Source organism: Pseudomonas sp. C9, assembly GCF_002000165.1.
In the GTDB taxonomy this organism is placed as follows: Bacteria; Pseudomonadota; Gammaproteobacteria; order Pseudomonadales; family Pseudomonadaceae; genus Aquipseudomonas.
The window spans coordinates 826,194-846,209 of record NZ_MPAK01000001.1 but is presented as its reverse complement, the minus strand read 5'-3'; the positions used below and the strand labels follow the sequence as shown (position 1 = coordinate 846,209).

Sequence of the window (20,016 nt, the reverse complement as noted above, 5' to 3'; positions counted from 1 at the left end):
TAGCAGGAGTCACTCCATGAAATTCGTCAACACGCTTTTGTTCACTGCATTGACCGTTGCCATCGCTGGTGCGGCACACGCAGCCGTGTCCCCCGATGAAGCGGCCAAACTCGGCAACAGCCTGACAGGCGTCGGCGCTGAAAAGGCCGGCAATGCCGACAACACCATTCCGTCCTACACCGGCGGTCTCACCACGGCGCCGGCCAGTTTTCAACCGGGCAGTTCGTTCCGTCCGGACCCTTATGAGGCCGACAAGCCACGCGTTGTCGTCGATGGCAAAAACGTCAGTCAATACACCGACAAACTGACCGCGACCACGCAAGAACTGCTCAAGCGTTACCCGACGTTCCGGGTCGATGTGTTTCCGACCCATCGCAGCGTTGCGCTGCCTCAACGGTTGCTGGATAACACCAAAAAAAACGCCGTCGGCACCAAAACACTCGAAGGCGGGGTAGCGCTGGAAAACGCATTGCCGGGCGTTCCGTTCCCGATCCCGAAAGATGGCTATGAGGCCATGTGGAACCACTTGCTGCGTTATCAGGGGTATGCCACCAATCTGAAATATGACTCCTGGAACGTCGACAGTTCCGGGAGGGCAATTCTGGCCACGTCCGGTAATGCCTATCTGGAATACCCGCTGTACGATCCCAAGCGTATGGAACCGGCGAAAGAAACGGATCTGTTCTTCAAGACCAAACTCTACTACCAGGCCCCGGCCCGTCGCGCAGGCGAAGCCATCCTGGTGCAGGATGCCGTCAACCCTCTGAAAATGGAGCGTCGTGGCTGGCAATACCTGCCAGGTCAGCGCCGCGTGAAACTCGCACCGGATATCGCCTACGACACGCCAAACCCTGGCTCGGCCGGTGCTTCGACCTATGACGATGCCTGGGTATTCAACGGCGCAATGGACCGTTACGACTTCAAACTCGTCGGCAAGAAGGAAATGATCATTCCTTACAACACGTACAAGTTGAACTATCACAAGCAAGCGGCGGATATCACCACGCCGCATCACGTCAATCCGGACCTGATGCGCTGGGAGTTGCACCGCGTGTGGGTGGTCGAAGCCACGCTGAAACCGGGCAAACGCCACATCTACAGTAAGCGCACCTTCTACCTCGACGAAGACAGTTGGATCGCCCTGGCTTCGGATGAATATGACGCCAGCGGCAAGCTGTACCGCGGGTCTTTTGCACACATGGCATACAGCTATGACGTGCAGGCGCCGAATTCCGATAACCACATGATTTATGACTTGGTCTCTGGCAGCTACAACATCACCGGCATCTACGGGCCGTATGGCGGTGTCAAGTACATCGACCCGCTTTCGAAAGCGCAGTGGGCACCTGAGTCATTGGCCGGCACGGGTATTCGCTGAGCCATAACGCAGGTGTTTTTTTGTCGCCGACAGTGTGTATCGCACTGTTCGGCGGCTTTTTTGCCGAGTAAACCTCATGAATACATTTAGATGGATTACGTTCACTGCGCTAATGGTGGCGTTGGCTGTGCCATTTACCAGAGCCGTAGTCGCCGCCGATTTTGTCGACGTGCTGTCGAGTCCCGCGATTCAGAGTGACAAGGCGATTAGCGGGGTGTTCACCGGGTTGACCCGTGCAGGTCAGCGCCTGGTCGCCGTGGGCCAACGCGGCCATATTTTTTACTCCGATGATAACGGCGTCCGCTGGCACCAGGCAGAAGTGCCGGTGAGTTCCGATCTGGTGGCCGTGCAGTTTCCGAGCCCGACGCAGGGGTGGGCGGTCGGGCACGACGGCATTGTGTTGCACAGCGACAACAGGGGTGAAACCTGGACGCGCCAGCTCGATGGCCGTCAGGTGGGGCAGATCATGCTCGAACATTTTCAGAGGCAAGAAGGGCAACAGCCCAATGATGCGTTATTGGCTGAGGCTCAACGAATGGTCGATGAAGGGGCTGACAAACCTTTTCTGGACGTTTGGTTCGCCAATGATAGAACCGGATACATCGTCGGCGCGTTCAATCTGATTTTCCGCACCGAAGACGGCGGCCGGAACTGGGTTCCGTTGATGGATCGCACCGACAATCCGGGGGCGCTGAATTTCTACGGGATGCGTGCAATCGGTGATGACCTGTTCATTGTCGGCGAGCAAGGCCTGGTATTGAAACTGGACCCGGCAACGCAACGCTTCATCAACATCCCGACGCCCTACAGCGGCAGCTATTTCGGCATCACCGGCAAGCCGGGCTCGGTGCTCGTTTATGGCCTGCGGGGCAATGTTTATCGCAGCGTCGATCACGGCGTGAACTGGGACAAGGTTGAACTGGGTCTGTCCTCAAGCATCACCGCGAGCACGATCACCGCCGACGGCCGAATCATCCTGGTCAGCCAGGCCGGGCATGTGCTTGTCAGCACCGACGACGGAGCAAGTTTCACGCTAAAGCCACAAGAGCGCCTGGGGCCTGCCGCTGCGGCGCAGGCCATCGCATCAGGCGCCGTGGTGGTCGCAGGCGCACGGGGCTTGCGCCAGTTGCCCTTCGAATGAGCCCACCCCACATAATAAAAAGAGACGAGCCACTTCATGGGTAACTACAACCTCGATACGATGCCGGTGATCCGAGAGCTGAAGGGCTTCGATGCACGCTCCGGCAATGTCCTTGAACGCCTGATTTTTAACAATCGCCTGCTGGTGGTGCTGACCTGCCTGATCGTGACGGTAGTGCTGAGCTATTTCGCGGCCACTGGGCTGACGCTCAATGCCAGCTTCGAAAAGATGATTCCGCAGAGTCAGCCGTACATCAAAAACTACCTTGAGAATCGCCAGTCGTTACGCGGACTGGGCAATACGGTTCGGGTGGTGGTGGAAAACACCGGCGGCGACATCTACGACCCGAAATACCTGGAGGTGCTCAAGCAGGTTAATGACACCTTGTTCCTGACCCCGGGCGTGGACCGGGCCTGGATAAAGTCATTGTGGACGCCTGCCGTGCGCTGGACCGAGGTCACGGAGGAGGGCTTCCGTGGTGGCCCGGTCATGCCGGACTCATACGACGGCTCGACCAATGGGGTCGAGCAACTGCGCTTGAACATCGCCCGTTCCGGCATCATCGGCAGTCTTGTCGGCAATAATTTCAAATCGAGCATGATTGTGGTGCCGCTGCTGGAGAAGGATCCGGTCACGGGCGCCGCCATCGACTATCACCATTTTTCGCGGATGCTTGAAGAGCAGCTACGCAACAAGTTTGAGTTTGCCGGCAGCAGCGCGGTACACCTCGCCGGTGAAGAGGGCAAAGGCCCGATCAAGATCCGCGTGATCGGTTTCGCCAAATTGGTGGGCGATCTGATCGATGGCCTGATGCTGATCATGATGTACTTCGGCGCGGCAGCGCTGATCGCCACCGTCATCATCTATGCGTTCACCCGTTGCGTGCGCAGCACCGCACTGGTGATTTTGTGCTCAGTGGTCGCGGTCGTCTGGCAACTGGGTTTGATCACGTTGTTCGGTTACGCGCTCGACCCGTTTTCGATTCTGGTGCCGTTCCTGGTGTTCGCCATTGGCGTGTCCCACGGTGCGCAGAAAATGAACGGGATCATGCAGGACGTCGGTCGTGGCACTCACCAATTGATCGCCGCGCGCTATACCTTCCGCCGATTGTTCCTGGCCGGACTGACCGCACTGCTGGCTGATGCCGTGGGCTTTGCGGTGTTGATGCTGATCGACATTCCCGTCATCCAGGATCTGGCCGTCACCGCGAGCATTGGCGTGGCAGTATTGATCTTCACCAACCTTGTGCTGTTGCCGGTACTGCTGTCCTATTGGGGTGTCAGCCCGAAAGCGGCGGCGCGCAGCTTGCGTCAGGAAAACAAGGAGCTTAAAGGCAAGGGGCTCGGCAGTCTGTGGAACCTGCTCGACCGTTTCACCGAACGTCGCTGGGCGACGGTAGCGGTGGTGGTGGCGGGGTTGATGGCGGTGGGTGGTTTCGTGGTCAGCACGCATTTGAAGATCGGTGACCTCGATCCGGGTGCACCTGAGCTGCGTGCGGATTCGCGTTACAACCGCGACAACGCCTACATCACGGCCAACTATTCGCTCTCCAGCGACCAGTTCGCGGTGATGGTCAAAACCGCCAGCGAAGGCTGCCTGAGATACGAAACCCTGGTGGAAGCGGACCGTCTGGGCTGGTTGCTGCAACAGCAACCGGGCGTGCAGACTACCGTGTCGCTGGTCAACGCTGTGCGCCAGATCACGGCGGGTTCCTATGAAGGCAACCCGAAAATGCTGACCGTCGCGCGCAACCAGAACGTGCTGAACTACGGCGCGCAGCAGGCCTCGGTGAACAACCCGGAACTGTTCGACAGTGATTGTTCGATGATGCCGGTGATCGCTTATCTCTCCGACCACAAGGCCGAAACCCTCGATCACGTGGTGAAAGTGGCCGATCAGTTCGCCCGTGAACACAGCAACGATGATCGGCAGTTCATGCTCGCCGCCGGTAGCGCCGGGATCGAAGCGGCGACCAATATCGTCGTGCGCGACGCCAATCGCACCATGTTGTTCTACGTGTATGGCGCGGTGATCGTGCTGTGCTTCATCACCTTCCGCAGCTGGCGAGCGGTGGTGGTGGCGGTCGTGCCGTTGATGCTGACGTCGATTCTCTGCGAGGCGTTGATGGTCTGGCTGGGCATGGGCGTGAAGGTCGCGACCTTGCCGGTGATTGCCTTGGGTGTCGGCATCGGTGTCGATTACGCGCTGTACCTGCTCAGCGTTCAGTTGGCTCAGCAGCGTGCCGGTCTGTCGTTGACCGAAGCCTACAAAAACTCCGTGGCGTTCACCGGCAAAGTGGTGGCGCTGGTCGGCATCACCCTGGCGGCGGGCGTGATCACCTGGGCGTGGTCGCCGATCAAGTTCCAGGCCGACATGGGCATCCTGCTGACCTTCATGTTCATCTGGAACATGGTCGGCGCCCTGGTGCTGATCCCTGCACTGTCGCATTTCTTGCTCCGTCGTGCTCCTTGAAACCAGAAACCCTCATGGCCATCCCCGAACTCAAAGACAAGAACGTGCTGATCACCGGTGCCGCCTCGGGCATCGGTCGCGCGGCCGCGCTGGCATTTGTCGAAAGTCGGCGACCTGTGAGCCTTTGCCATTTCTGAAACATCGACATCAAACAAGAATAAAAGGAACACAAACCATGCTGGGCTTGATGCAAGATCAACCACTGTTGATTTCTTCCGTTCTGGAACATGCGCTGAAGTCGCATCCGCACACTGAAATTGCCTCACGCACGGCAGATGGATCGGTGCATCACTGCACTTACGCCGACATCGGCGAACGCGCTAAACAAGTGGCCAATGCGCTGGTTGCATTGGGCGTGCAACCTGGCGACCGAATCGGCACCCTGGCCTGGAACGGTTACCGGCACATGGAATTGTATTTCGGTGTCTCGGGCATGGGCGCGGTACTGCATACGATCAACCCACGGCTGTTCGCCGAGCAGATCGAATTCATCGCCAACCACGCCGAGGATCAGTACCTGCTTTTCGACCTGTCGTTCGCTGATCTGGTCGAGCAGATCGCGCCGCGCCTGAAGACAGTCAAAGCGTTCATCGCTCTGTGTGACCGGGAGCAAATGCCGGCAATCAATGTGCCTGGTTTGATGTGCTACGAAGACCTGATCGCCGAGCACAGCAACGACTTCATCTGGCCTGAGTTCGATGAACGCACGGCGTCGTCAATGTGCTACACCTCGGGTACCACTGGCAATCCAAAGGGTGTGCTGTATTCGCACCGTTCTTCGATCCTGCATTCGCTGGCGCTGTGTACCTCGGATGGCTTCGGTCTATCGGTGGCGGATTCAGCGTTGTTGGTCGTGCCGATGTTCCACGTCAATGCCTGGGGGATGCCGTATGCCGCCGCAATGTGTGGCGCCAAATTGGTGTTGCCGGGCGCCGCACTTGACGGCGAGAGCCTCTACACGCTGATGCGGGATGAACAGGTGACCCTGGCGCTGGGTGTGCCGACGGTGTGGATGATGCTGCAACAGCATGTTGAGGCGCAGGCTTTGCAACCGGCGACAGAGCTGTGCCTGAACCGGGTGGTGATCGGCGGAGCCGCCGCGCCGCGCAGCCAGGTCGATACGTTTGAAACCCGTTTCAATGCGCGTGTTTTGCATGCCTGGGGGATGACCGAGATGTCCCCGCTGGGCACCATCTGCAATCCGTTGCCCAAACACCGTGATGCTCCGCTGGAAGCAGTGCTCGACTTGCAGGCCAAACAAGGGCGGGCGTTGTTTGGGGTGTCGATGAAGATTGTCGATGAGCAAGGCGCTGAACTACCGCGAGACGGCAAGGCCAGCGGTCTTCTACTGGTCAAGGGACCGTGGATCGCCAGCCAGTATTACGGCGGCGAGGGAGGGCAGATTCTTGATAGCGAGGGCTGGCTCGATACCGGTGACATCGCAACGATCGACACTGACGGCTACATGCAGATCACCGACCGCGCCAAGGACGTTATCAAGTCGGGTGGCGAGTGGATTTCCTCGATTGATCTGGAAAACGCTGCCGTCAGTCATCCGGCCGTCGCTGAAGCGGCGGTGATTGGCATCCCTCATCCCAAATGGCAGGAACGGCCGTTGTTGGTGGTGGTACTCAAACCTGGTAGAACCGCGAGCAAAGACGATCTGCTGACGGTGTTGCAAAGCCGAGTGGCGAAGTGGTGGCTGCCGGACGATGTGGCCTTCGTCGAAGCGCTGCCGCATACCGCCACCGGAAAATTGCAAAAGATGAAGCTTCGCGAACAGTTTCGCGACTTCAGATTTCAGAGCTAAAAAGGCTATTTATCCAGGGGCACGATCAGCGGGCCGGCGAAGGCCTGCATGATCAACGCCACGGGTTGCTGGTGGCTGACCAGTTGGGCCATGGCGTTCATGTAGGGCGTCAGGTGACGAAAGTATTTCTTGTAGCTCGGACACAGGTAGTTCAGGCCCGGCTCGCCGTTGGGCGCATTCATGAAGCGGTTTTTCGGGCATTCGCCATGGCAGGCGAAGCGGTAATCGCACTGCTGGCAATACGTCGGCAGTGTCTCTTCTTTGGCGGCACCAAAGGCTTGTTGCGCAGCAGAGGCGAGTAGCACGGCAGGATCATCGGTCTTCAGGTTGCCCAGCAGATACTCGGGATACATGTAGTGATCGCAGGAGTAGACATTGCCGTCGTGTTCCACGATCGCCGCTTTGCCGCAGCGAGGGCTGAACAGGCACACCGAGGCCGGCAGCTGACACCATGAGGCCAGTGCCCATTCGAAGTTCATGACATGAACCTCCCCGACATCCTCACGCACCCACTCGTCAAAAATCGTGATGAGAAAATCGCCATAGGCCTCGGGTGCAACCGTTTGCTCCGTCACCATCGCGGGCTCCGGCACCACGTGCAAGCGCAATTCCGGCGGGATAGCGAAATGCAGACCCAGACTGACCTGTGAGGCGCTTGGCTCGCGTTCCACCACGGGGTTGAACTGAATATGACGAACGCCCTCAGACTTGAGGAAACGATAGATTTCCAAGGGGAATCTGGCGACATCGCGCGCCACGGTAACCAACACATTGAAGTCGACGCCATGGTGCTTGAGCAGTTCGAGACCGTGCATCACATCATCGAAACTGGAGTGTCCGCGCTTGTCGGGGCGATAGAGGTCGTGAACGAATCGCGGGCCATCGAGGCTGATCCCCACCATGAAGCGTTCACGGGCGAGGAACGCGCACCAGTCGTCATTGAGTAACGTGCCATTGGTCTGCAGCGTGTTGCGAATGACTTTGTTCCCTGCGAACTGGCGTTGATACAGGACCGCGCGTTGAAAAAAATCCAACCCCAGTAACGTCGGTTCGCCGCCTTGCCAGGTAAATTCGACTTCAGGCGTGGGCTGGGCCTCGATGTAGCGCTGCACATACTGACGCAGCACATCGTCGGTCATGCTGAAGCGTTCCCGAGGGGGGAAAAGCTGTTCTTTTTCGAGGTAGAAACAGTAACTGCAATCGAGGTTGCAGATCGGCCCGACGGGTTTGGCCATGAGATGCAAGCCCTGGGGCGGGGTTTCGTGGGTAGGCATGGGGGCAGGGTCCGGGAGTCATCAGTCTGCCGCCCGGTTATCCGGGCGGCATAGAGGGTCAAGGCAAATACGTCACGTGTACATCCTTGACCTTGCCATTGAATGCGAAGGGCGCACGCTCGAAATAGTCCAGGGTGACGGGGGAACCGAGGTCTTCAGCCACGTCGAAGGTTTCGCTGGCGGTGAACGTCAGTGCCGGAGTGAACGGCGTCACCCCTTTGGCGGCTTCCTGCCCGTCAAGTCGCAAGCTCAGGCTGGCCGGTCCTCCGAGCTTGGCTGACGACAGGGTCGTCAGCACTTCGATACTGACTTTGCCTGCGGGTACTCGTTCGGCCGAACGCAGTTTGACTCGAGAGATAGCCAGCGCGTTGTACTCGTAGATCAGGAAACCGTCATCCATGTACAGGCTGACCCCGCCACCGATACCGCCCAAGGCATACAACACGCCGGTGGCGTTAGCTGGAACGTCGGCGTCGACGACAACTTTGCTGTTCTGATTGCGCAGGTTGGGGGCAGCAAACTCCGGAAAGCGATGGACGCGATCACTGAAATGCCATTCGCGTTGGCTGCTAGAGATTCGTGCAGTCGGATCGAGGAAGGGGTAGAGACCGGCACCAATCGGATAGACATGGTTAGCCTTGGCCTGCACGTCAAACTCGGCCTTCAGCTCCGCAAGTTTTTCCGGATGACTCGCGGCTACATCGTTGGCCTGGGAGTAGTCGTTTTGCAGGTTGTAGAGCGACCATTGATCATTCGCCGGATTCCAGCCCATGAACTGCGCAAAGCCTTGCACCCAGGGTTTGCGCGGGCCAAAAACCGAGGCCATCCAGCCATCCTTGTAGACGCCGCGACTGCCGAAGACTTCAAAGTATTGCGTCGGTTTTTTCGACTTCACCAGAGCGTCGTTGAAGGTGTAGCGCATGCTGACTCCATCCATTGGGTCCTGAGCGATACCGTTGACCTCTTTGGGTGGCGTGATCGACAGCACGTCGTAGACTGTCGGAGCAATGTCGTTGACATGGTGGAATTGTGTGCGAACTCTGGCGTCGGCCTTGATCTGTTTCGGCCAGGAAACAGCCAGCGGCGTGCGCGTACCGCCGAAGTAGCCGGCGACAAGTTTAGTGCCTACGAATGGCCCTGAACCTGCCCAGGCCCACGCGGCGTTGTACATGCTTTCAAGTTTAGGGCCGCCGAGCGCGGACAAGCCGCCATACATCTCGTCGAGGACTTTCAACTGCTGCTCTTTGGGAACTGGAATCCCGTTTTGGGCCAGCAACTCATTAATCGTGCCCTCCATCCCCTCGGAAGAAGCGCCGTTGTCGCTGAAGACATAAAATATCAGCGTGTTGTCGCGCTTACCTTCACGCTCCAGTTCGTCGAGAATCTTGCCGGCCTGTGTGTCGGCATGTTCCAGGAAGCCGGCATACACCTCCATCAACCGTGCCTGATACTGTTTCTGCTCGGAAGACAAGCTGTCCCAGGCTGGAAGTTCCGCCGGGCGTGGGGTGAGGACGGCGTCCTGCGGGATAAAGCCCAGAGCTTTTTGGCGAGCAAACGTCTGCTCACGATAGGTGTCCCAACCACCGTCGAACTTGCCTTTGTATTTATCGGCCCATTGCGCATTCACTTGGTGCGGGCCATGTACGGCACCCGGTGTCCAATACATGAAAAATGGTTTTGCTGGCGCGTAGGTCTGATGGTCTTGCAGCCAGTTTACGGCCTGATTGGCGAGATCTTCGCTGAGGTGATATTTCGGATCTCGCGCCGGTTCGATTGGCGTCGTGTCGCGGTACAGACGCGGTTCGTACTGAGAGGTTTCGCCGGCCAGGAATCCGTAGAAATGTTCGAAGCCGTAGGCCGTCGGCCAAGTATCGAAAGGACCGGCCGCCGTGGTGTCCATGGGGGGTGTGTTATGCCATTTGCCGAACGCGGCGGTGCTGTAGCCATATTGCTTGAGCACCTCGGCCATGGTCGCCGAGCTTTTGGGTATCTTGCCGGTGTAGCCATCCCAGTCAGTGGCCAGTTCTGCGATGACGCCGTTGCCAACTCGGTGATGGTTGCGTCCGGTAAGCAAAGCGGCGCGAGTTGCGGAGCTGATGGCCGCGGTATGAAAAGCGTTGTAGCGCACACCGCTGTCGGCGACTCGACTCAGGGTCGGCGTATGGACTGCGCCGCCGACGGTGTCGGACTGCGCGAAGCCGGCGTCATCAAGCATGATCACCAGAATATTGGGGGCCTCGGCAGGAAGGTGAGATTGAGGCTGACGTTTCTGGTGCTTCGATTCTTGCAGCGTCGGTTTGGCGTCACTGGCCGAAGGCGTCGGCGGGAAGGGCAGCGAGTCTTGTGCGGATGCGACCGAGCTGGCCAACAGTGCGCAGAGTTTCAGGGTGAAACGCCCGGCGGGTTGCAGCTTCTGGGACATGGGTGTCTCCGTTTTTTATTCATTACAACGGCGCAGCCGCCCGGTCGAACACCGGACGGCTGAGAGATTGGAGGGCTGGTCAGACCGCAAAGCTGGTGATGTCTTTGGGCTCGATATCATTGGCTTTGCAGAATGCCAGGTAACGATCCACGCTGGATTTCCAGTTCTCGATGGCAACGACGTTGTTGTTATCGTCGTAATACAGCAGGTCGCCCTGGGTGATGTTCAAGGTGATCAGCTCATCGCCGTATTCAGTCAGCGCGATAGGCGTATGGCTGGAACCTGCGGTTTCGAACACCACGCCGCCCTGTGTCGAGATCCAGTCGTGCTCCAGGTATTTCCAGCCACCCTTGATGGTGTAAACGATGACCGTGCCGGAGTGATAGTGCTTGGGCAGAGCAGACCCGGCCGGGGCCTTGAGCAGGGTGATGGTTTCCCCGCGAACCGGGTCGCATTTGATGTATTTGATGAAGACTTCATCGCTGTAAGGTGCGAACGGAACCCACGGTAGGTCCTCGTCGTTGATGGAGGAGGTGTCGATGTTTTCATAAAACATGCTTGTTGTTCTCTGTTGGACGGTGGAAGGATTTACACGGTGCGTTGAGAGCATCGTGAACAGGCTGTGCTCACACCGCCCCCCTCTTGAGGAGGGGTATCCACCCAATTGCGTTGAATCGCGGCATACGGAGTGCCGTGCAAATAACGCCCAAACAACAACGTATACGGTTTGCGGCCACCTCTGGTCTTTGGGTAATGACAGCGGACGGTCAAGGCCTCTGCGAAACCCTGACGCCCCGGTTCAGCAGCGGCGCATCAGCGCCGTCCGCTGCAACCGGTCGTTAGGTGCTCAATTGATTTTAACGATCTGGGGCGGACTCCACGTTCCTTTGCCAGGAGGCAGGACGGAAGGGTTTTCCGTCTTCGGCCAATACAGGCGCATCACCATGTAGATCAGATCATTCGGTGCAGGCAGCCAGTTGCTTTCCTTGTCCGCGCCGGGCGAGTCCTTCTGGATGTAGAGCGTCAGCGAGCCGTCTGCATTTTTCTTCATGTCAGGCAGCATCGGCGAATTGATGAGGTAGCGATTGATCGGATTCTTGATCAGCAGTTGCGACTTGCCGTCGTACATCGTCACCGACCAGAAGGCATTGACCGGCGGGAGCTGTCCAGCGGGGAAGGTGAGGCTGTAGTTGTGTTTGCTGCCGTCAAGCAGCGTCCCATCGGACAGGATCTTGGCCATCGGATACGTGGCCTCTTCGGCGTCGTTGGCATAGATGCCTGCTTGTGCGATGGCGGCGCGCTTTAGCCAATCACCCTTGTAGAACGCGGCATTACCGCCGGAACTCACGATGTTCCAGCCATTGACCTGCGTGCCGAGATGATTGACTGCATTCTGGACCTTCGTATGCCCAGCCTGCATGCCTTCAACCACGGCGGCCTTTTGCTCGGCGGAGAGATCCTGGAAGTTGAAGTCCTTGCCGGCGCCAATGCCCATACGGGCCAGCTTCGCGCGGATCGCAACTTCATCCGGTGTGGCCGGGGCAAACTGCAAGGCAAAGCCCAGATACTTGAAGAAGTCGATCTTGGCCAGGGCCTTGTCGAACTTCGGAAAGTTGATCGCCGGCGCGGCAGGCGGCGCGGGTTGCTTGAGATAAGCCGATAACGGCTGGGCCGCATAACCGGACTGGATCTTTTCGACGTTTGGCATGTCCGCCGGATTGTAGAGCTGGGTGCGAAAGATCGCGAAGAGGAGTTGTGTTTGGGAATGAAACACCTTCTTGATGCCAGGCGGGGTCACGCCTTTCCAGTCTGGACCGACCAGCATGTAATCGCCAGCTTCGCTGCCGGTGGTACGGCTGCCGATGTAACCGAAGTTGTTGGTGTTGTTATCGACAAGCTGCACCGAGTAGTACCGCGGTTTCTCCACCGTCGGTACCGAGAGTACGATCGGTTCGCTACGCAGGTCCGTGAACATCATGGAATACGGCGTGTCACTGTTCGGCGAGACGATGGCCGTGTCCTTGTAGCTAAAGACATTGTGCATGCTGTGGATCTGGTTGAACGGCGCCTTGTATTGGCCGGAGTTCTTGTCCACGGCATAGTCGTACAGGGTCGCGTAGTTCATTACGATCGGCAGACCGTAGATGTAGCCTTCCTCGGCGATGGCTTTCGTTTCGGCGGGAGTGATGTCCGCTGCTTGGGCGAGCGTAAATCCTAAGGATGCGAGCAATGCCATCGCGCAGCCAAATGTTCTCGGTAGTGTGGTTATCATGAACCTGAAACTCCATTTTTTTTCATTAGATGATTGAGTCGGCCAGCTAACTACTAATCAGGCGATATTCAATGTCGCGTTTGCTCACGACTTGATATCTCATAACGCTCCTTGTCTTGCTGTAAGTCTTTGTTTTACATGATATGGGTGGGCGCGAGCGCAACACTGATCAAGGAGAAACACGACGGATGGCAAGCTCAGACTGCTCGGTCAGTATAAGCAGCAAATCAAACAACGCTGCTGACATGACAGCAACGTGTCCTCCGATGCTGAAGTAAATCTTACGGACAGTTTCACTTAGGAAAGAGTAGCGTGTACGCCACCCGAAAGCCCCAGCCGTGCGCACCATCTTCAGGACTGTCCGCCCAGTATCGCGGCCCTACCTGAAGGCTCATGGGCTGCTTGCCGACTTTGAACAATTGCGTCACGAACAGGTTGATCGGCACATTCCACTCCCTGGCTTCCCAGTCGTAAGTGGATTCTGTATTAATGCCAAAACTGGTGTACGACGCTGTGGTATAGACCAGAAAGGGTTGCAGATATGTCTGATTGACCTTCTCCTTGTCATTGGCCGGGTTGTTGTCCAGCGACCAGATGTGGTTCGCCAGAATACCGTTCGTCCAACCGTTGGCCTGCTTCAACGCCACCGCTGTCGGTCCAATCCCCCATTGTTCGCTACTCAGTAGCTCATCACTACCGGTCGGTAACAACAACGCGGGGCCTACACCCCAGATCCAGCCGTCCTCGGTCGGCTTTTTGGGAGAGAAAAAGAAGCTTTGCGAGGTGTCGCCCACTCCGCTTTTATCGGCGATACCCCTCGGTGCCAGCCCATGCTGATCAATGATCGGGAGGATCGTGCGAGAGATCAGATTCCAATCGTCATTAAGTGTGAAGGGTAAAACCGGCTGGATATTGGTGACACTCTGGATTCCATCGCCGGAGGGCCCCATTTTCTGATTCCAGTTGTATTGGATGGGCAAGCTGTACAGCGCCGCGACTGGATTTAATGACTGTTTAGCCAGCTCCGCCTGATCGTCGGCCCGACTGGAAACGGAAATACCGAAAACCAAAGACGATAGCAAAAGTCGTTCAATGTACTTGTTCATGTCGAATTCCCTGGGTACCGATCGCCGCGGGCCCCTCGATTATCAACGGGAGCCTGCTAACGACTAGCAGAAGTTACTTGAATACCTCAATCTCAATGGGTCGTAATTAACTGAAGCGCAGCGAACAGCCCCCCATTCTGTTGTTGATACGTCTTGTTTCATGCTGAGGTTACTTGCGTTACAAGTTTAACTTCTCCAATCAGTCAAGTGTTTGTCGGGTCCAGTCAAGAGGGGCGTAAAGTTTACCGTTGCAGTGACTACTGCATAAGTAGCCTCTGCTTCTCGCTGGTCATGCCTCTAATAATCATTTGGCCATTTTTCTTTTTATGCCGGTGGGAGGTTTTGCAGGAGCGAGCTTGCTCGCGATGGTCGTTAACGAAATCGCGTGTTTACAGAATAAACGCAGCGCTCTTGAGTCCATCACGAGCAAGCTCGCTCCTACAAAATTTGTTAAGAAGGCAGGTACGGTGTTTTACGAATCCGAACAGTCAGCCTTAACTGCCTTGCGACACAACGCGGGCATCATTGCCTGAGCCCTGGATATACACCTTCGAGCCTTTAGTCAGGGACGGATTGATCGGTTGAGTCACCGATACCAGCACGCCACTGTTGACCCGCACGATGATCTGTTGCGCCTCGACCGGTTGGTCATACTTTTTCTTCTCGGCGTAGTTACCGCCAGCAGCACCGGCGAGCGCGCCGGCAACCATGGCGACGTCACGCCCGGTGCCGCCCCCGATCAAGCTGCCAACCGCCAGGCCGCCAAGACCACCGAGTACGGCGCCGACACCACTGTCGTGGCTGGTTTGCATCTGCGTCAGCGATATCTGCTCGATCTTCCCTGAGCGAATCTCGATTTCACCGGCGCCGCCATCGGTTGACCCGACGGCGGAGCAGGCACTTATCAGCACCGTCATCAATGTGACTGACAGCCAGGACAGGATTACTTTCATTGCGGTGCACCTCGTTATTGGTATTTGATTGCAATGCCTTTCAGCTGCGTCCTTGAATCGTTTCTATGTCCCGGCTTCACAGAGGACCTGTGACATAGGCCGCGACGGAAGCGATGAAGAGGAAGACATGTCAGCATCCTCTGCTGGACGTGTATGGAGCCAACGTCTGTAGGCAGTTCAATCAAGGCTTAACTGCGAATGAACGCCCAGAGATCGACGTTCAACTTGTCTATCGCCGCTTTGAAGTCTTGGGCGGTGATCTTCTGGCTCTCGTTTTCCAGCGTTGTACCAAACACCTTGCGTACAATCTTGGCTACCGTCTGGTTGGTTCTCGCATCGATAATCTCGGCCTCGATGAACAAAGTGCTGTCCTGATCACGGTGGCCGGTGGCGGCCTGTGTTGCTCCGACCACGGCGGCGATCGGCACCACTTCGTACCATTTCATCCCTTCGTTTTCGGCATTCACCCCGGTGATCGCCGCACGCATCAGCAGGGTGTTGGAACCCACCGGCGCGGCGCTGGTATTGGAAACCACACGGTATTTCTGACCCAGGGTGCCTTTGACCTTACTGGTCATGTAGTTCTGGATGTCGGTCAGCGTTTGCTGGTTGACCCGCTCATCGGGCTTGGGCGCGGGATAGAGCTCCAGCTTGTTGAACACCACCGTGTCATAGGCATTCGGGTTCCACGACGGACTGACCCAACGCATTGTTGTGCCGCCGCTTGCCGTTTTGACTTCCTGCAAGTTGTTGTAGTTGGACAGATAGCCCGAGTATTGCTCGGCTTCAGTGACTTTCGATACGCAGCCGGTCAATAACAAACTGCTCAGTGCGGCACCCGTTATCCATTTGTGCGCGAAGTTCATATAACGGTACTCCTTGAGGGATGTGTTCCTGAATGTCTTTTATTCAAGGTCAGACCCTGTGGCCTCAGCCCTTTCGGAATAGGGCCCACTGGATCTCAGCCTGAGCAATCGAACGACTGCTTGCCAACTGCAAGCAGTCGCAAGCGTCGCGTTACTTCGATGCCACCACTGCCGGCGGCTGCCAGTTGCCCGCACCAGCGGGAAGAATTGACGGTGGCGTGGTCTTCGGCCAATAGAGGCGCATCACCAGATAGGCTGTATCGTCAGGCGCCGGCAACCAGTTGGACTCCTTGGTCTTGCCCGGCGAATGCTTCTGGATGTACAGGGTCAGTGAACCATCCGCGTTCTTCTTCATCGCCGACAACATCGGCGAATTGATCAGGTAGCGGTTGATCGGATTCTTGATCAGCAACTGGCTCTTGCCGTCGTACATGGTCACCGACCAGAAGGCATTTACGGGTGGCAGTTTTCCGGCAGGGAACGTCAGCGTGTAGTTGTGCTTGCCGGTATTCAACGTCTGGCCGTTGTCATCGGTACGCGTAATGGGGTACATCGCCTCTGCAGCGTCATTGCCGTACAGACCCGCCTTCGCGGCGCTAGCCCGCATCAGCCAGTCGCCTTTGTAGAACGCCTGGTCGCCGAAAAACGCGCCGACGCTCCAGCCGTTGATGTTTTTCATGCCGCTCGAGAGGAACTTGTCGACCTGCTCATCGCCGGCCTTCATCCCGAGCAGGACCACGGCCTTGTGCTCGAGCGAGAGGTCCTTGAATTCGAAGCTACGGCCGGGGCCTACGCCGATGCTGGCCAGCTTGGACCGGATCTCCTTGTCGTCTGCCGATGGCGGCACATACTCCAACGCGGCTGACAGGTACTCGAAGAAGTTGGCCTTGATGCCCCCCGTCGTGGCCGGCACGAAAGCAATCTTCGGCGAGGCGGGCGGCGCAGGTTGATGGAGGAAGGCGGACAGCGGCTGGATCTTGTAGCCCACCTGCACTTTCTCGACATTTGGCATGTCGGCCGGATTGAACAACTGGGTCCGGATCAGTGTCAGCGCGAAGGGGGTCGTGGAGCTGAACACCTTCTCGATGCCTGGAGGTGTCACCCCCTTCCAGTCAGGACCTGCAATCAGATAGTTCCCGGGCGCGCTGGCAGTTGCCCGACTCCCAATGTAGCCGTAGTTATAGGTGTTGCCGTCGATCATTTGAACCGCGTAGTAGCGTTTTTTGGAAACGGCCGGCACGGTGATCACGAGCGGCTCGGCGCGCAGGTCGGCCCAGAGGAAGGAGTACGGCGTGTCGCTGTTGGGTGTAATGATGGCCGTGTCAGCCGGTGTCGCGACCTGATGATCGTTGTGCAGTTGGTTGAAGGGCGCCTTGAACTGGCTGGACTTGGAATTCACTGCGAATTCGTTCATCACGGCGTAGTTCATGACCAGCGGCAAGCCGTAGATAAAGCCTTCCTCGGCGATCGCCTTGGTTTGCTCCAGGCTCGGCGCGAGAACGCCCTTGGCCACATCCGCCTTGTCGGCCTGTGTGATCGGATCGAGCTTGCTCGTGCACCCGGTGAAAAGCGTTGAACCTACGACGACCGCCGCAGCCAATGTCCAGCCACTGTGAGACTTCCTGTTCATTTTCACCTCGTTAGTTTTGTACAAACCGGTGTCGTGAGCGTTCATGCCCACGGTTAGATACTAGGCGTGACACCTGAAACGATCCTGGATTTTTCTCAGTAGCGCCAAGTCATGTTGGCCGTCAGGGCTTGAATCCAGGCGTTGTCGAACTCGCCTGAGACACGATTGCCTGACAGCGTTTTTTGCTGATCGACGGACATGTCCCCCATCCACACCGTGACCCAACTGAAATTCACGTCTGTCTCTTTATTCAGTGAGTAAGTAAAGCCTGTGGCGAAGCGCCAGGCGGCGCCCATGGGCACGGTGGGCGTACGATTTGCGTCGGACACGGCGGACGTGTCATAGGCAACGCCGAAGTCCCAGAGCCAGTCCCGGTTCATCTGGTATTGAGCGCCAAGCGCCAATTGATACGTGTCCTTGTAATGCGCATCGATCGAGGTAGACCGGGAACCGGTTCGGGACGTGTCTACGTCAATGCCGATGTCACCGAATTTCGACCAGTCCTGCCAATTGACCGAGGCCAGGACAGCCCATTGCGTGTCCAGTTGCTGGTACAGGCTGAGGGTCGCCGTTTGCGGTACTTTCAGGTCGATCTTGGTGTTGACGCTGTTGAGGCGGCTCACCAGCGGAGCACTGCTCTCCACATCCAGGCGATCCTCGAAGTCGAGGTCAACCTGACTGGTGTAGGCCAGGCCAATCCGGGTACCTGGTTTTGGTGCGTAAATGACGCCTGCGTTGGCGCCGTAACCCCATGTGCTGTCCCGGTATTTGTATTGGCCGTCGACCTTTTGTGTCAGTCCGAGCGGCGCCTGATCGATGGCGGCTTCGCTCTTCAGCATCCCGTACATGGCTTTCAGTCCGACGCCGACGGACCATTGATCGTTGAAGCGGTAGGCGACACTGGGTACCAGTGACAGTCCCGCAATGCTCGCGTTCTGCACGAAATAACGGCCGGACCAGTCGTTGTCGTAGTTTTCAGTGAGGCCGAAATCGCCATAGGAGCCGAAACCGACGGACCACCGATCATCCAGTTGATGGCTGATGAAGAAACTGCCGCCCGGTATGGGGTCGAGCGCGTTACCGCTGCCAGCGCCCGGCGTATTGGTTTCACTGTTCCTATCGAACGATAAGTCCCCAAAAAGAACCTGAGCACCAGCGGAGATCTGTGTTCCGCTGAGGTAACTCAAGCCAGCGGGGTTGCTGGCGATGGTTGAAGGGCCTTGTGCCCGAGCCGCTGCACCGGCATTGGCCAGCCCGACGTTGTCGGTGGCGATTTCGTACAACATCAGGCCACCGGCAACACTGCGGCCACTGGTAAAGAGTGTCAGCGCACCAAGGACAGTAATCGACAACACACTTTTATTTAATGGCATGAAATCCCTCTCAGCAGATGACTCAATCGATATCTTTAGATCGCCCCAAGTCCAGGGCGCCGTCTTTTACTCGTGCGGCTTTTTTGAGTGTCTGCGCGGAACTCCAACCGCAGGTGCAACTAATCGCCAGCCTCATGAACAGCACAAAAAGCCGAAGATCAGCTTTGCAGTTAGCCTGTTGTCGCGTTCACTTTACGGCAATCATCAGAAAGGCATCTTGCATTTTCGGACACCGACGCGTGGTATCACGGGTGTGTGGAAACAGTGGGATCACCCTTAAATGGAGGCGACCTCCAGTCCATCTCTCCAATGCTGTGGTGACGTATTTGTCCACGTTTTGAAGGCACGGGAGAAGGCGTTTGGATCCTGGTATTGAAGGGTCTGAGAGATTGTGGATATCGGCAAATCGGTATCTTTCAAGAGCTGCCGCGCGAAGTTGCTTCTGGAGTCGGTGATCAGTTCTTTGAGGTGAGAACCTTCCGCATCCAGCCGGCGTCGCAGCGTTCGTTCATTCAATGAGAATTGACTGGCGATGTGCTTGGAATTCGCCTGGCCTTTCAATAATAAAGCGTATGTCTGGCTCTTTATTTGTTCTGAAATCGTCAAATGTGACGTGGCGGTCGAAATAGCCAGTTTAAGCAGATGGTGTAAGCGTGGATTCGCCGTACATTGAATTTGTCGGAGTTTCTGATTGTTTATTACAAGTCCGGAAATGCTTGCATTGAACTGAATGTTACAGCGAAATTTTCTGACGTACGGGGTGATGTCTGATGGCTTGCGATATGAAAACTGCACGCGAGCGGGCGTCCAGTTAGCGCCTAATAAGGCCCGCAGCATTTGGAGGCCAACCATGACGGCAGTGTCAACAAGTAATGATTGATTGGGCAGGTCGTGGCGATAAATGACATATCCCAACAAACTGTGTTGGCCCGCCAAGGGAAGAAGGAGTGGGGTCGCGCCACGATCATAGAGATTGGCATGCCCGACCAGGTCGTTCAATGCATCGCCTGGTGTAGTCGCAAGACGCATAAGCTGACCCACCGGACCCAAATGATCCAGCGAAAAGCGCTCACCGATCAACAGGCCAATATGGGGGCACTGAGTGTGTTCGAATGCCGTGTTGAACAAGCGAGCAACGTCCATGTAGGCGAGATGGTTGTCTTCATATGCAAATTGCTCAAGGCTGATACCCGCGTCTTTGAAAACGCCTCGCGAGGAACCCCCTATCGCGTCAACTACTTCCGGAAATCGACGGAATGGGCTTGTGCTAATTTCTCCAGGCCCGCCCATTCTTAACGATGATTTTTTGGAGGGCATAT

Annotated in this window: 15 protein-coding genes; 5 read left to right on the top strand and 10 right to left on the bottom strand. The window is 56.9% G+C overall.

Annotated features, from left to right (window positions below; all coding sequences use genetic code 11):
- Positions 1–16: 16 nt before the first annotated feature.
- The 5 genes from BMS17_RS03930 (at position 17) to BMS17_RS03915 (ending at position 6,801) form a co-directional block, all read left to right on the top strand.
- Positions 17–1,378, top strand: a complete 1,362-nt coding sequence (locus BMS17_RS03930) for a DUF1329 domain-containing protein (RefSeq protein ID WP_046028187.1) — start codon at positions 17–19, stop codon at positions 1,376–1,378.
- Positions 1,379–1,454: 76 nt separating this feature from the next.
- The gene (locus BMS17_RS03925; protein ID WP_077430459.1) at positions 1,455–2,519 is read left to right on the top strand and encodes a YCF48-related protein; all 1,065 of its coding nucleotides are present in this window, start codon (positions 1,455–1,457) and stop codon (positions 2,517–2,519) included.
- A gap of 36 nt (positions 2,520–2,555) precedes the next feature.
- The gene (locus BMS17_RS03920) at positions 2,556–4,991 is read left to right on the top strand and encodes an RND family transporter (RefSeq protein ID WP_077430458.1); all 2,436 of its coding nucleotides are present in this window, start codon (positions 2,556–2,558) and stop codon (positions 4,989–4,991) included.
- Between the two features lie 14 nt (positions 4,992–5,005).
- Complete coding sequence (locus BMS17_RS29600) at positions 5,006–5,128, top strand: hypothetical protein (RefSeq protein ID WP_256577132.1); 123 nt, start codon at positions 5,006–5,008, stop codon at positions 5,126–5,128.
- Between the two features lie 38 nt (positions 5,129–5,166).
- Entirely contained in the window at positions 5,167–6,801 is a 1,635-nt protein-coding gene (locus BMS17_RS03915) for a 3-(methylthio)propionyl-CoA ligase (protein WP_046028182.1), read from the top strand.
- A gap of 5 nt (positions 6,802–6,806) precedes the next feature.
- Here BMS17_RS03915 and BMS17_RS03910 read toward each other — a convergent pair whose 3' ends face one another.
- The 10 genes from BMS17_RS03910 to BMS17_RS03865 form a co-directional block, all read right to left on the bottom strand.
- Positions 6,807–8,075: an anaerobic sulfatase maturase gene (locus tag BMS17_RS03910; RefSeq protein WP_046028181.1), complete on the bottom strand. Its 1,269-nt coding sequence runs from the start codon at positions 8,073–8,075 to the stop codon at positions 6,807–6,809.
- A 58-nt stretch (positions 8,076–8,133) separates the two neighbouring features.
- A complete protein-coding gene (locus BMS17_RS03905) occupies positions 8,134–10,497 on the bottom strand; it encodes an arylsulfatase (protein WP_077430457.1) in 2,364 nt (787 codons plus the stop codon).
- Between the two features lie 79 nt (positions 10,498–10,576).
- The gene (locus tag BMS17_RS03900; protein ID WP_046028178.1) at positions 10,577–11,053 is read right to left on the bottom strand and encodes a 2,4'-dihydroxyacetophenone dioxygenase family protein; all 477 of its coding nucleotides are present in this window, start codon (positions 11,051–11,053) and stop codon (positions 10,577–10,579) included.
- Between the two features lie 291 nt (positions 11,054–11,344).
- A complete protein-coding gene (locus tag BMS17_RS03895; RefSeq protein ID WP_371916720.1) occupies positions 11,345–12,733 on the bottom strand; it encodes a DUF1254 domain-containing protein in 1,389 nt (462 codons plus the stop codon).
- Positions 12,734–13,062: 329 nt separating this feature from the next.
- A complete protein-coding gene (locus BMS17_RS03890; RefSeq protein WP_046028175.1) occupies positions 13,063–13,875 on the bottom strand; it encodes a hypothetical protein in 813 nt (270 codons plus the stop codon).
- Between the two features lie 494 nt (positions 13,876–14,369).
- Entirely contained in the window at positions 14,370–14,828 is a 459-nt protein-coding gene (locus BMS17_RS03885; protein ID WP_046028173.1) for a glycine zipper 2TM domain-containing protein, read from the bottom strand.
- Between the two features lie 188 nt (positions 14,829–15,016).
- Complete coding sequence (locus BMS17_RS03880) at positions 15,017–15,694, bottom strand: DUF3313 domain-containing protein (RefSeq protein ID WP_046028172.1); 678 nt, start codon at positions 15,692–15,694, stop codon at positions 15,017–15,019.
- Between the two features lie 151 nt (positions 15,695–15,845).
- A complete protein-coding gene (locus BMS17_RS03875) occupies positions 15,846–17,324 on the bottom strand; it encodes a DUF1254 domain-containing protein (RefSeq protein WP_077432166.1) in 1,479 nt (492 codons plus the stop codon).
- 95 nt (positions 17,325–17,419) lie between these two features.
- A complete protein-coding gene (locus BMS17_RS03870; protein WP_077430455.1) occupies positions 17,420–18,697 on the bottom strand; it encodes an OmpP1/FadL family transporter in 1,278 nt (425 codons plus the stop codon).
- A 276-nt stretch (positions 18,698–18,973) separates the two neighbouring features.
- Complete coding sequence (locus BMS17_RS03865; RefSeq protein WP_052961869.1) at positions 18,974–20,014, bottom strand: AraC family transcriptional regulator; 1,041 nt, start codon at positions 20,012–20,014, stop codon at positions 18,974–18,976.
- Positions 20,015–20,016: the final 2 nt, after the last annotated feature.

What these genes read in the sequence shown, in the direction of transcription:
- BMS17_RS03930 (WP_046028187.1), top strand. Translation starts at nt 17, where the DNA reads ATGAAATTCGTCAACACGCTTTTGTTCACTGCATTGACCGTTGCCATC.
- BMS17_RS03925 (WP_077430459.1), top strand. Translation starts at nt 1,455, where the DNA reads ATGAATACATTTAGATGGATTACGTTCACTGCGCTAATGGTGGCGTTG.
- BMS17_RS03920 (WP_077430458.1), top strand. Translation starts at nt 2,556, where the DNA reads ATGGGTAACTACAACCTCGATACGATGCCGGTGATCCGAGAGCTGAAG.
- BMS17_RS29600 (WP_256577132.1), top strand. Translation starts at nt 5,006, where the DNA reads ATGGCCATCCCCGAACTCAAAGACAAGAACGTGCTGATCACCGGTGCC.
- BMS17_RS03915 (WP_046028182.1), top strand. Translation starts at nt 5,167, where the DNA reads ATGCTGGGCTTGATGCAAGATCAACCACTGTTGATTTCTTCCGTTCTG.
- BMS17_RS03910 (WP_046028181.1), bottom strand. Translation starts at nt 8,075, where the DNA reads ATGCCTACCCACGAAACCCCGCCCCAGGGCTTGCATCTCATGGCCAAA.
- BMS17_RS03905 (WP_077430457.1), bottom strand. Translation starts at nt 10,497, where the DNA reads ATGTCCCAGAAGCTGCAACCCGCCGGGCGTTTCACCCTGAAACTCTGC.
- BMS17_RS03900 (WP_046028178.1), bottom strand. Translation starts at nt 11,053, where the DNA reads ATGTTTTATGAAAACATCGACACCTCCTCCATCAACGACGAGGACCTA.
- BMS17_RS03895 (WP_371916720.1), bottom strand. Translation starts at nt 12,733, where the DNA reads ATGGCATTGCTCGCATCCTTAGGATTTACGCTCGCCCAAGCAGCGGAC.
- BMS17_RS03890 (WP_046028175.1), bottom strand. Translation starts at nt 13,875, where the DNA reads ATGAACAAGTACATTGAACGACTTTTGCTATCGTCTTTGGTTTTCGGT.
- BMS17_RS03885 (WP_046028173.1), bottom strand. Translation starts at nt 14,828, where the DNA reads ATGAAAGTAATCCTGTCCTGGCTGTCAGTCACATTGATGACGGTGCTG.
- BMS17_RS03880 (WP_046028172.1), bottom strand. Translation starts at nt 15,694, where the DNA reads ATGAACTTCGCGCACAAATGGATAACGGGTGCCGCACTGAGCAGTTTG.
- BMS17_RS03875 (WP_077432166.1), bottom strand. Translation starts at nt 17,324, where the DNA reads ATGAACAGGAAGTCTCACAGTGGCTGGACATTGGCTGCGGCGGTCGTC.
- BMS17_RS03870 (WP_077430455.1), bottom strand. Translation starts at nt 18,697, where the DNA reads ATGCCATTAAATAAAAGTGTGTTGTCGATTACTGTCCTTGGTGCGCTG.
- BMS17_RS03865 (WP_052961869.1), bottom strand. Translation starts at nt 20,014, where the DNA reads ATGCCCTCCAAAAAATCATCGTTAAGAATGGGCGGGCCTGGAGAAATT.